The organism is Metabacillus indicus LMG 22858 (assembly GCF_000708755.2).
GTDB classification, from domain to species: domain Bacteria; phylum Bacillota; class Bacilli; order Bacillales; family Bacillaceae; genus Bacillus_P; species Bacillus_P indicus.
In genome coordinates this window covers 52,085-64,996 of the sequence record NZ_JGVU02000005.1, presented here as the reverse complement: position 1 = coordinate 64,996, position 12,912 = coordinate 52,085, and the positions used below count along the sequence as shown (strand labels likewise).

Sequence of the window (12,912 nt, the reverse complement as noted above, 5' to 3'; positions counted from 1 at the left end):
AGGTTGGGAGGGATTCATGTGAGGGTCCATATCAATCAGATAAATGAGGGGAACATCTTGCTGAAGGATGTTCTTTCAGCATCGGGTAAACCGCTTATGCGGAAACATACTGTACTTAAACGGGAACTTATCGATGTTTTGCATGCGTTTTTAATAGAAACAGTAGATATAGAATCATTCAGTGAGACCGAGCAGGACAAAAACGTTCCGGCTGACAAGTCTGTTACACCGTTTGGGGCAGTCTATCATGCTGCTGTTCAGGGCTTTAAAAAACTGTATGCGGACTGGCATTCAGGTGCTTCAGTTGACATCTCAAAGGTTAGAAATCTTCTGATTCCTGCTGTGGAACATATCCTGCAGCACCCGTCAGAAGTGTTTAAAACAACCGGATATACAGGAGAAGAAGACTATCTCTACCATCAATCTGTATCAGCGGCGCTCCTAAGCGCAAGCCTCGCCAAATCTTCAGGCTTCCCGCACGGCGACGTGATTCAGATTGCAATGACAGGACTTCTTTGCGACTGCGGTCTGACAAAGCTTGATCAGGGGTTTATTCAGAAGAAAAGAGCTCTGACGGCAAAGGAATTTGACGAAATCAAACAGCATCCTGTGCACAGCTATAAAATGCTTAAAAACATTGTATCTTTAAAAGAAGCTGTCAAGATCGGCGTCCTGCAGCATCATGAACGAATGGACGGGAGCGGGTATCCCCTCGGCACTAAAGGAGATCAGCTTCATCCTTACGGTAAAATTGCAGCACTCGCCCACGCCTATCAGGCCATGGTCAGCACCAGGCCTTACAGGCACCGGCAGTCTCCATTTCTCGTTCTTGAGCAGCTGATGGAAGATGAGTTTGGTAGATTTGACCTTTCAGCTCTTAAAGCATTGAGAAAAGGGCTGCTGACATTCAGCAGCGGAACATTCATCAGGCTGTCTGACGGGCGAACAGCAGAAATTGTCTTTATAGAAGACCAGCAGCCTGCAAGACCTCTTGTGAAGCTTCAGGACAGCGGGGAAATGATTGCTCTGAAAGAATATAGACAGCTATATATAGAGGAAATATTATAAGAGCAACTTTTTGCTCTTTTTTTATTGCTTATTTAAAAGAATGCTGATATAATTCTAAAAGTCAGTAAGAAAGCCACTACATAAGCGAGTTTAGCAAAAAAACATTTTCAAAATGTTATTGACTTAATGGGCTTTAGAGTGATATACTTATTAGGTCGCTTCGAGATGAAACGACATCAAAAGTTCTTTGAAAACTAAACAAAACCAAAAGCGTACCAAACGTTTTAAATTTTTAAGTCAGCAACATTTATGAGTCACAAATTTTCTTCGGAGAGTTTGATCCTGGCTCAGGACGAACGCTGGCGGCGTGCCTAATACATGCAAGTCGAGCGGACCTCTTCGGAGGTCAGCGGCGGACGGGTGAGTAACACGTGGGCAACCTGCCTGTAAGACTGGGATAACTCCGGGAAACCGGAGCTAATACCGGATACTATGTCAAACCGCATGGTTTGACATTCAAAGACGGTTTCGGCTGTCACTTACAGATGGGCCCGCGGCGCATTAGCTAGTTGGTGAGGTAATGGCTCACCAAGGCGACGATGCGTAGCCGACCTGAGAGGGTGATCGGCCACACTGGGACTGAGACACGGCCCAGACTCCTACGGGAGGCAGCAGTAGGGAATCTTCCGCAATGGACGAAAGTCTGACGGAGCAACGCCGCGTGAGTGATGAAGGTTTTCGGATCGTAAAACTCTGTTGTCAGGGAAGAACAAGTGCCGGAGTAACTGCCGGCGCCTTGACGGTACCTGACCAGAAAGCCACGGCTAACTACGTGCCAGCAGCCGCGGTAATACGTAGGTGGCAAGCGTTGTCCGGAATTATTGGGCGTAAAGCGCGCGCAGGCGGTTTCTTAAGTCTGATGTGAAAGCCCCCGGCTCAACCGGGGAGGGTCATTGGAAACTGGGAAACTTGAGTGCAGAAGAGGAGAGTGGAATTCCACGTGTAGCGGTGAAATGCGTAGAGATGTGGAGGAACACCAGTGGCGAAGGCGACTCTCTGGTCTGTAACTGACGCTGAGGCGCGAAAGCGTGGGGAGCGAACAGGATTAGATACCCTGGTAGTCCACGCCGTAAACGATGAGTGCTAAGTGTTAGAGGGTTTCCGCCCTTTAGTGCTGCAGCTAACGCATTAAGCACTCCGCCTGGGGAGTACGGTCGCAAGACTGAAACTCAAAGGAATTGACGGGGGCCCGCACAAGCGGTGGAGCATGTGGTTTAATTCGAAGCAACGCGAAGAACCTTACCAGGTCTTGACATCCTTTGCCACTTCTAGAGATAGAAGGTTCCCCTTCGGGGGACAAAGTGACAGGTGGTGCATGGTTGTCGTCAGCTCGTGTCGTGAGATGTTGGGTTAAGTCCCGCAACGAGCGCAACCCTTGATCTTAGTTGCCAGCATTCAGTTGGGCACTCTAAGGTGACTGCCGGTGACAAACCGGAGGAAGGTGGGGATGACGTCAAATCATCATGCCCCTTATGACCTGGGCTACACACGTGCTACAATGGATGGTACAAAGGGCTGCGAGACCGCGAGGTTTAGCCAATCCCATAAAACCATTCTCAGTTCGGATTGCAGGCTGCAACTCGCCTGCATGAAGCTGGAATCGCTAGTAATCGCGGATCAGCATGCCGCGGTGAATACGTTCCCGGGCCTTGTACACACCGCCCGTCACACCACGAGAGTTTGCAACACCCGAAGTCGGTGGGGTAACCGCAAGGAGCCAGCCGCCTAAGGTGGGGTAGATGATTGGGGTGAAGTCGTAACAAGGTAGCCGTATCGGAAGGTGCGGCTGGATCACCTCCTTTCTAAGGATATGAGGTCGCTTTTGGTTTTTGTTTAGTTTTGAGAGATCATTCTCTCTATATGAAAGAAGGCGATCATTTTTGATCTGCCGGTTGTTCTTTGAAAACTGGATAACGTAATTGATAACAAGTAATTCACTGAGATTTACGCTTACCATAGTGATTTTCTTAGACTTTACAGTCTAAACAAACGATTGACCAATTTTGGTTAAGTTATGAAGGGCGCACGGTGGATGCCTTGGCACTAGGAGCCGATGAAGGACGGGACTAACACCGATATGCTTTGGGGAGCTGTAAGTAAGCTTTGATCCAGAGATTTCCGAATGGGGAAACCCACTGTTCGTAATGGAACAGTATCTTTACCTGAATACATAGGGTACTGAAGGCAGACCCGGGGAACTGAAACATCTAAGTACCCGGAGGAAGAGAAAGCAAATGCGATTTCCCAAGTAGCGGCGAGCGAAACGGAATCAGCCCAAACCAAGAGGCTTGCCTCTTGGGGTTGTAGGACACTCTATACGGAGTTACAAAGGAACGGGGTAGATGAAGCGGCCTGGAAAGGCCTGTCATAGAAGGTAAAAACCCTGTAGTCGAAACTTCGTTCCCTCCAGAGTGGATCCTGAGTACGGCGGGACACGTGAAATCCCGTCGGAATCCGGGAGGACCATCTCCCAAGGCTAAATACTACCTAGTGACCGATAGTGAACCAGTACCGTGAGGGAAAGGTGAAAAGCACCCCGGAAGGGGAGTGAAAAGATCCTGAAACCGTGTGCTTACAAGTAGTCAGAGCCCGTTAACGGGTGATGGCGTGCCTTTTGTAGAATGAACCGGCGAGTTACGATCCCGTGCAAGGTTAAGTTGATGAGACGGAGCCGCAGCGAAAGCGAGTCTGAATAGGGCGAATTAGTACGTGGTCGTAGACCCGAAACCAGGTGATCTACCCATGTCCAGGGTGAAGTTCAGGTAACACTGAATGGAGGCCCGAACCCACGCACGTTGAAAAGTGCGGGGATGAGGTGTGGGTAGCGGAGAAATTCCAATCGAACTTGGAGATAGCTGGTTCTCTCCGAAATAGCTTTAGGGCTAGCCTCGAGTATGAGAGTCTTGGAGGTAGAGCACTGATTGGACTAGGGGCCCTCATCGGGTTACCGAATTCAGTCAAACTCCGAATGCCAAAGACTTGCTCCTCGGGAGTCAGACTGCGAGTGATAAGATCCGTAGTCAAGAGGGAAACAGCCCAGACCGCCAGCTAAGGTCCCAAAGTATACGTTAAGTGGAAAAGGATGTGGAGTTGCTTAGACAACCAGGATGTTGGCTTAGAAGCAGCCACCATTTAAAGAGTGCGTAATAGCTCACTGGTCGAGTGACTCTGCGCCGAAAATGTACCGGGGCTAAACGTATCACCGAAGCTGCGGACTGTTCTTACGAACAGTGGTAGGAGAGCGTTCTAAGGGCGTCGAAGCCAGACCGGAAGGACTGGTGGAGCGCTTAGAAGTGAGAATGCCGGTATGAGTAGCGAAAGAGGGGTGAGAATCCCCTCCACCGAATGCCTAAGGTTTCCTGAGGAAGGCTCGTCCGCTCAGGGTTAGTCGGGACCTAAGCCGAGGCCGAAAGGCGTAGGCGATGGACAACAGGTTGATATTCCTGTACCACCTCCTCACCATTTGAGCAATGGGGGGACGCAGGAGGATAGGGCAAGCGCGCTGTTGGATATGCGCGTCCAAGCAGTTAGGCCGGGAAGTAGGCAAATCCGCTTCCCATATAAGGCTGAGCTGTGATGGCGAGGGAAATTTAGTACCGAAGTTCCTGATTCCACACTGCCAAGAAAAGCCTCTAGCGAGGTGAGAGGTGCCCGTACCGCAAACCGACACAGGTAGGCGAGGAGAGAATCCTAAGGTGAGCGAGAGAACTCTCGTTAAGGAACTCGGCAAAATGACCCCGTAACTTCGGGAGAAGGGGTGCTTTTTAGGGTGAATAGCCCTGAAAAGCCGCAGTGAATAGGCCCAGGCGACTGTTTAGCAAAAACACAGGTCTCTGCGAAGCCGCAAGGCGAAGTATAGGGGCTGACGCCTGCCCGGTGCTGGAAGGTTAAGGGGAGAGGTTAGCGCAAGCGAAGCTTTGAACCGAAGCCCCAGTAAACGGCGGCCGTAACTATAACGGTCCTAAGGTAGCGAAATTCCTTGTCGGGTAAGTTCCGACCCGCACGAAAGGCGTAACGATCTGGGCACTGTCTCAACGAGAGACTCGGTGAAATTATAGTACCTGTGAAGATGCAGGTTACCCGCGACAGGACGGAAAGACCCCGTGGAGCTTTACTGCAGCCTGATATTGAATTTTGGTACAGCTTGTACAGGATAGGTAGGAGCCTTGGAAGCCGGAGCGCAAGCTTCGGTGGAGGCATTGGTGGGATACTACCCTTGCTGTATTGAAATTCTAACCCGCAGCCCTTACCGGGCTGGGAGACAGTGTCAGGCGGGCAGTTTGACTGGGGCGGTCGCCTCCTAAAATGTAACGGAGGCGCCCAAAGGTTCCCTCAGAATGGTTGGAAATCATTCGCAGAGTGTAAAGGCACAAGGGAGCTTGACTGCGAGACCTACAAGTCGAGCAGGGACGAAAGTCGGGCTTAGTGATCCGGTGGTTCCGCATGGAAGGGCCATCGCTCAACGGATAAAAGCTACCCCGGGGATAACAGGCTTATCTCCCCCAAGAGTCCACATCGACGGGGAGGTTTGGCACCTCGATGTCGGCTCATCGCATCCTGGGGCTGTAGTCGGTCCCAAGGGTTGGGCTGTTCGCCCATTAAAGCGGTACGCGAGCTGGGTTCAGAACGTCGTGAGACAGTTCGGTCCCTATCCGTCGTGGGCGCAGGAAATTTGAGAGGAGCTGTCCTTAGTACGAGAGGACCGGGATGGACGCACCGCTGGTGTACCAGTTGTCTTGCCAAAGGCATCGCTGGGTAGCTATGTGCGGAAGGGATAAGTGCTGAAAGCATCTAAGCATGAAGCCCCCCTCAAGATGAGATTTCCCATCACATTTGTGAGTAAGAACCCTGAAAGATGATCAGGTTGATAGGTCTGAGGTGGAAGCGCGGTGACGTGTGGAGCTGACAGATACTAATCGTTCGAGGACTTAACCACAGTCTAACTAAGCGTAAGTTGCACGTGAATCTTGTTATCAAACGTTACTCAGTTTTGAAAGAATAACTTCTTTCAGCCAATTGCATATTGTCTGGTGATGATGGCAAAGAGGTCACACCCGTTCCCATGCCGAACACGGAAGTTAAGCTCTTTAGCGCCGATGGTAGTTGGGGGTTTCCCCCTGTGAGAGTAGGACGTTGCCAGGCACGCAGAAAAAAGGACAGCAGAGATGCTGTCTTTTTTTGTTGTTCAAAATGAGGATAATAGATAGCTGAATCGTACCCTCCAAAACTGTAAAACGATATCCGAGGGTAAGCAAAGTCCCAAATCCTACCCAGCAAAGCCGGAAAATCGATATCGGAGGGTAAACAAAAGCCTGAATCCTACCCACCAAAACCGATAAAATGACATCCGAGGGTAAGCAAAGTCCCAAATCCTACCCAGCAAAGCCGAAAAATCGTTATCAGAGGGTAAGCAAATGCACCAATCATACCCTTCCAAACCGCAAAACAATCTCACAAGCTAACGACTCGTCCCCATGCCGCATACACAATTATTCTTGCACAGAAAAGCTGCGTTTAATGGATCCAGGTCAGAAAAACAGCTCATCATTACCGATTCCTGACGTATACATAAAGTATTATCCTTCCTCCACCTTCCCTTAATTACTCTTCCCAATTAAAATAATGCGGCAAATTCTGTTTAAAAACGTTTCACTGCCGTTAATAATGGAAATAGATAGATGAGCAGTTATGAGTTGAAAAAAAGGTTCGTTCGTTTTATATTAGTGTTAAAGTCAAATATAGTCAAAGTCAAGTTAGGGGGAGGCGGAGTGCGTAACATCTCGGATGTCATTGAACAGTATTTGAAGCAGGTGCTTACGACTAGCGGCAAGGAGATCGTCGAAATCAAAAGAAGCGAAATTGCGGATAAGTTTCAGTGTGTGCCTTCACAGATCAATTATGTCATCAATACCCGTTTTACGATTGAAAGAGGATATATCGTAGAGAGCAAAAGGGGAGGCGGCGGCTACATTCGGATCATTAAGGTGAAATCGAATGATGCTGCGCATTTAATTGATCAGATCATGGGCATTATTGACAGGCGGATCTCGCAGTCATCTGCTGAAGATCTCATTTTAAGGCTTGTAAGTGAAGATGTCATTTCAGAACGGGAAGCAAAGATCATGCTGAGTGTGATTGACAGATCCGTTTTATATATTGAACTGCCGCACAGGGATGAATTGCGGGCAAGAATGATAAAGGCCATGCTGACTTCCTTGAAATATCGATGAGAGCAGGTGACAGACTTGATATGCCAGGAATGCAATGAGAGACCGGCAACATTTCATTTTACGAAGGTTGTAAACGGGGAAAAAACTGAGGTTCATATTTGTGATAAGTGTGCGCAGAACAACAGTTCCATGTTCATTGACACCAGCACGGGATTTTCTATTAATAACTTGCTGGCAGGCCTTTTGAACATGAATACATCCGTTTCCGAGTCAAAGCAGGATGTTTTTAAAAAAAATGAAGTTCTGCAGTGTCCCGGCTGCGAGATGACGTTCCAGCAGTTTACAAAAGTGGGGCGGTTCGGATGTTCCGAGTGCTACCGGACGTTTAAAGATCAAATTAACCCGATTTTAAGAAGAGTTCACAGCGGCAATACGGTGCATGCGGGAAAGATTCCAGAGCGAATTGGCGGTAGCATTCACATCCGCAAACGAATAGAGTTATTAAAACAGAATCTAAAAGAACAAATTCAGCAGGAAGAGTTTGAAAAGGCTGCTGAAATTCGGGATGAGATCCGTTCGCTTGAACTTTCGTTAAAAAGTTCCAGAGGGGGTGAATCCTGATATGTCACTTCAGCAGTTTATTAACCAGGCGATGAGTGCCTGGATGAGCAAGGATGGGCCAGATTCAGACATTGTTCTCAGCAGCCGTGTCAGACTGGCAAGAAACATTGAGAAGTACAGGTTTCCGACTTTTGCTTCGAATGAAGAGCTGCAGGGAATTCTCTCTCTTTTTGAAGAGACGTTTGCCGATAGAAGCGTAGATGAGATCGGCAAGCTTGAAATGCTCCGCATGGATGATTTGCAGCCTATTCAAAAAAGGGTGCTCGTCGAAAAGCATTTAATCAGTCCGAATTTAGCAGAGGATTCTTCGTTCGGCGCGTGTTTGCTGTCTGAGAATGAAGAGGTCAGCATCATGCTGAATGAAGAGGATCATATTCGCATTCAGTGTCTGTATCCAGGTCTGCAGCTGAAAGAAGCCTTAAAAGCAGCGAGCAGGCTTGATGACTGGATGGAAGGTTCGGTTGATTATGCGTTTGATGAACAAAGAGGATACTTAACAAGCTGCCCGACAAATGTGGGAACAGGGCTGAGGGCGTCGGTGATGATGCACTTGCCGGCTCTTGTGCTCACACAGCAGATGAACAGAATTATTCCGGCTATTAATCAATTAGGTCTGGTTGTTAGAGGAATTTACGGGGAAGGCAGCGAAGCATTAGGTAACATCTTTCAGATTTCCAATCAGATTACTCTCGGCAAGTCTGAGGATGATATTGCAGAAGATCTGCTGAGTGTGGTGCACCAGCTGATTGAAAAAGAGCGCTCTGCACGGGAGGCTTTATATAAAACGTCGCAGGTGCCGCTTGAGGACCGTGTGTTCAGATCCCTGGGCACGCTGACATACAGCAGGATCATTGAATCCAAAGAAGCAGCAAAATGTTTATCAGATGTGAGACTGGGAATTGATTTAAATATCATCAAAGATATTTCCAGAAATATTTTAAATGAGCTGATGATCCTGACTCAGCCGGGATTTCTCCAGCAGTACTCCGGAGGGGCATTGCGCCCGGATGAACGGGACATTAGAAGGGCTTCATTAATCAGAGAAAGACTAAACCTTGAAATGGTCAGAAGGATGGAGGATGATGAAGAATGATGTTTGGAAGATTTACTGAACGCGCTCAGAAGGTTCTTGCATTAGCACAAGAGGAAGCCGTCCGTCTTGGACATAACAATATCGGCACAGAGCATATTCTTCTCGGTCTTGTTAGAGAAGGTGAGGGCATCGCTGCAAAAGCGCTGACAGCTCTTGGCCTTGGATCAGATAAAATTCAAAAAGAAGTGGAGAGCCTCATCGGCAGAGGACAGGAAATTTCACAGACGATACACTATACTCCCCGAGCTAAAAAGGTGATTGAGCTTTCCATGGATGAAGCGAGAAAGCTTGGACATTCATACGTAGGCACAGAGCACATTCTTTTAGGTCTTATCCGCGAAGGTGAAGGTGTGGCTGCGCGGGTGCTTAATAACCTCGGTGTAAGCTTAAACAAAGCACGCCAGCAAGTGCTGCAGCTTCTTGGCAGCAATGAGTCGGGCTCAGGCCACCAGAGCGGATCGATGAACAATGCCAATACGCCGACTCTGGACAGTCTTGCACGCGATCTGACGGCCATTGCTCGCGAAGGCAGTCTTGACCCTGTCATTGGACGAAGCAAAGAAATCCAAAGGGTCATTGAAGTTCTAAGCCGCAGAACGAAAAACAATCCTGTTTTAATCGGGGAGCCTGGTGTCGGTAAAACGGCGATCGCAGAAGGCCTTGCCCAGCAGATCGTGAACAATGAGGTACCTGAGATTCTCCGCGACAAGCGTGTTATGACACTTGATATGGGTACTGTTGTTGCCGGTACGAAATACCGCGGTGAATTTGAAGACCGTCTGAAAAAAGTGATGGATGAAATTCGCCAGGCAGGAAACATCATCCTGTTTATCGACGAACTTCATACACTGATCGGTGCAGGAGGCGCTGAAGGTGCAATTGATGCTTCCAATATCCTTAAGCCGTCGCTTGCACGGGGAGAACTTCAGTGCATCGGGGCGACTACGCTTGATGAGTACCGCAAATATATTGAAAAGGATGCAGCGCTCGAACGCCGCTTCCAGCCGATTCAGGTTGATGAGCCGACAGCTGATGAAAGCATCCAGATTTTAAAAGGGCTTCGCGACCGTTATGAAGCTCATCACAGAGTATCCATCACGGATGAGGCAATTGATGCAGCGGTTAAGCTTTCAGACCGCTATATCTCAGACCGTTTCCTTCCGGATAAAGCAATCGATTTAATTGATGAAGCCGGTTCGAAGGTTCGCCTCCGTTCGTTTACAACTCCTCCGAACTTAAAAGAGCTTGAAATGAAGCTTGAGGAAGTGCGCAAGGAAAAAGATGCATCTGTTCAAAGCCAGGAATTTGAAAAAGCGGCTTCTCTCCGTGATACAGAGCAGCGTCTGCGCGAGCAGCTCGAGGAAACGAAGAAAACATGGAAAGAAAAACAGGGTCAGGAAAATTCGGAAGTGACAGTGGATGATATCGCAATGGTTGTTGCGAGCTGGACTGGAATTCCTGTATCGCGTCTTGCCCAGACAGAAACAGATAAGCTGCTGAACATGGAGCAGATTCTTCATAACCGCGTGATTGGCCAGGATGAAGCCGTTGTAGCTGTTGCAAAGGCTGTGCGCCGCGCAAGAGCAGGGCTTAAAGATCCGAAGCGCCCGATTGGGTCATTTGTTTTCCTCGGCCCTACAGGCGTAGGTAAAACAGAGCTTGCAAGAGCACTTGCAGAATCCATCTTCGGCGATGAGGATGCCATGATCCGGATTGATATGTCCGAATATATGGAGAAGCACTCCACATCAAGACTTGTTGGTTCCCCTCCGGGATATGTCGGTTATGAAGAAGGCGGACAGCTGACTGAAAAAGTACGCAGAAAGCCGTATTCTGTTGTTCTTCTCGATGAAATTGAAAAAGCTCACCCTGATGTTTTCAACATTCTTCTTCAGGTGCTTGAAGACGGACGATTAACAGATTCTAAAGGAAGAACGGTCGATTTCAGAAATACCATTTTAATCATGACGTCGAATGTCGGCGCAAGCGAACTGAAGCGCAACAAGTACGTTGGCTTTAACGTGCAGGATGAGGCGCAGGATTACAAGGATATGAAGGGCAAGGTTATGAATGAGCTGAAAAAAGCATTCAGACCTGAGTTCCTGAACCGTATAGATGAAATTATCGTGTTCCACTCTCTTGAGAAGAAACACATTAAAGAGATTGTTACTCTTATGGCTGATCAGCTGATGAAGCGTCTTGCCGAACAGGACCTTGTGCTTGAACTGACAGATGCTGCACAGGAGAAAATTGCCGATGAAGGATTTGATCCTGAGTACGGTGCCCGTCCGCTGAGAAGGGCGATCCAGAAGCATGTTGAAGACCGCCTGTCTGAAGAGCTGCTTAAAGGCACAATTGAAAAAGGCCAGAAAGTTGTTCTCGATGTGACAGAGGGAGAATTTACTGTAAAAAGTTCTTCAGAAGCTGAAACGGAGAAAATCAAATAATCATCAGAAGCGAAACAATCATGAGGCATACATTTTTCACGTATGCCTCGATTTCGTTTCTTAGAGCAAACACACTGAATCTACCGATTCTCTTTTTAAAAAGGTAATCTAGTAAGGAAGGACAGAATGTATGGCTAAAACAAAATCGAAATTCATGTGCCTTGAGTGCGGATATGAGTCCCCAAAATGGATGGGGAAATGCCCTGGCTGCGGAGCATGGAATACGATGACAGAAGAAGTTGTAAAAACAGGAACGGCAAACAGGAGAGTGGCTTTTGCACACTCTGCTCCGGGTCAGACCGCAAACAAACCTTCACCTATCACAAACATTGAAACGTCTCAGGAACCGCGCATTAAAACCAACCTCAAAGAATTTAACCGTGTTCTCGGCAGCGGGATTGTAAAAGGTTCCCTTGTCCTGATAGGGGGAGACCCCGGAATTGGAAAATCAACGCTTTTGCTTCAGGTTTCCTCACAGCTTGCCGATAATGGAAACGATGTTCTTTACATATCGGGAGAAGAGTCGGTCAAGCAGACGAAAATGAGGGCTGACCGCCTCGGTGTTAAATCTGAGAAACTGCTTGTACTTGCTGAAACCGATATGGAATATATCTCTAAGGCGATTGATGATACAAATCCGGCTTTTGTGATTGTCGATTCCATTCAGACGGTGTTTCAGAGTGACATTACCTCAGCGCCTGGAAGTGTCTCGCAGGTAAGGGAGTGTACGGCAGAACTTATGAGACTTGCAAAAACGAAGGGCATTGCCATCTTCATTGTCGGACATGTTACAAAGGAAGGCTCAATTGCCGGTCCGAGAATTCTTGAGCACATGGTTGACACTGTTCTGTATTTTGAAGGGGAGCGCCATCATACGTACCGGATTCTAAGAGCAGTGAAAAACCGTTTTGGGTCCACAAATGAAATGGGTATTTTTGAAATGAAGGAAAGCGGGCTTGAAGAGGTGTTGAATCCGTCCGAGATCTTCCTTGAGGAACGTTCCAAAGGGGCTGCAGGCTCTACCGTTGTAGCTTCCATGGAAGGGACAAGACCGGTGCTTGTTGAGATTCAGGCGCTGATTTCGCCGACAAGCTTTGGCAACCCGAGAAGAATGGCAACAGGAATCGACCATAACCGGGTGCCGCTTCTGATGGCTGTGCTTGAAAAGAGAGTCGGTTTGCTGCTGCAGAATCAGGACGCCTATTTAAAAGTGGCCGGCGGAGTAAAGCTTGATGAGCCTGCGATTGATCTTGCAGTTGCTGTAAGCATCGCTTCAAGCTTTAAGGATGCGCCTTCAAAAGCAACAGATATTATTATTGGAGAAGTAGGGCTGACAGGCGAAGTAAGGCGCGTTTCGAGAATTGAGCAGCGCGTCATGGAAGCAGCCAAGCTCGGGTTTAGGCGTGCGATCATTCCAGAGGCGAATATAGGCGGTTGGACGGTTCCGCATGGCATAGAGGCAGTGGGTGTGAAAAACGTCGCAGAAGCCCTGCAAATCACACTGGGAGGGTAG

At 48.3% G+C, this 12,912-nt stretch carries 6 protein-coding genes and 3 rRNA genes; all 9 read left to right on the top strand.

Annotated elements, in window-relative coordinates:
• Positions 1-18: 18 nt before the first annotated feature.
• The 9 genes from AZ46_RS13205 (at position 19) to radA (ending at position 12,912) form a co-directional block, all read left to right on the top strand.
• Positions 19-1,068, top strand: a complete 1,050-nt coding sequence (locus AZ46_RS13205) for an HD-GYP domain-containing protein (RefSeq protein WP_029282896.1) — start codon at positions 19-21, stop codon at positions 1,066-1,068.
• 264 nt (positions 1,069-1,332) lie between these two features.
• Positions 1,333-2,870: ribosomal RNA gene (locus tag AZ46_RS13200) — 16S ribosomal RNA — on the top strand.
• A 203-nt stretch (positions 2,871-3,073) separates the two neighbouring features.
• Positions 3,074-6,004, top strand: a 23S ribosomal RNA gene (locus AZ46_RS13195).
• A 90-nt stretch (positions 6,005-6,094) separates the two neighbouring features.
• A 5S ribosomal RNA gene (gene rrf / locus AZ46_RS13190) occupies positions 6,095-6,210 on the top strand.
• Together the 16S, 23S and 5S rRNA genes form the textbook arrangement of a ribosomal RNA operon.
• A 626-nt stretch (positions 6,211-6,836) precedes the next feature.
• Positions 6,837-7,298 carry a CtsR family transcriptional regulator gene (locus AZ46_RS13185; protein ID WP_029282894.1) on the top strand — a complete coding sequence of 154 codons (462 nt, stop codon included), beginning with the start codon at positions 6,837-6,839 and terminating at the stop codon, positions 7,296-7,298.
• A 15-nt stretch (positions 7,299-7,313) separates the two neighbouring features.
• Positions 7,314-7,859, top strand: coding sequence for a UvrB/UvrC motif-containing protein (locus AZ46_RS13180; protein WP_029282892.1), 546 nt, complete (start codon positions 7,314-7,316; stop codon positions 7,857-7,859).
• Between the two features lies 1 nt (position 7,860).
• The gene (locus tag AZ46_RS13175) at positions 7,861-8,952 is read left to right on the top strand and encodes a protein arginine kinase (protein ID WP_029282890.1); all 1,092 of its coding nucleotides are present in this window, start codon (positions 7,861-7,863) and stop codon (positions 8,950-8,952) included.
• Positions 8,949-11,399: an ATP-dependent protease ATP-binding subunit ClpC gene (clpC, locus tag AZ46_RS13170; protein WP_029282888.1), complete on the top strand. Its 2,451-nt coding sequence runs from the start codon at positions 8,949-8,951 to the stop codon at positions 11,397-11,399. The genes AZ46_RS13175 and clpC overlap by 4 nt, the downstream gene beginning before the upstream one ends.
• Positions 11,400-11,529: 130 nt before the next feature.
• Positions 11,530-12,912, top strand: a complete 1,383-nt coding sequence (gene radA, locus AZ46_RS13165) for a DNA repair protein RadA (protein WP_029282886.1) — start codon at positions 11,530-11,532, stop codon at positions 12,910-12,912.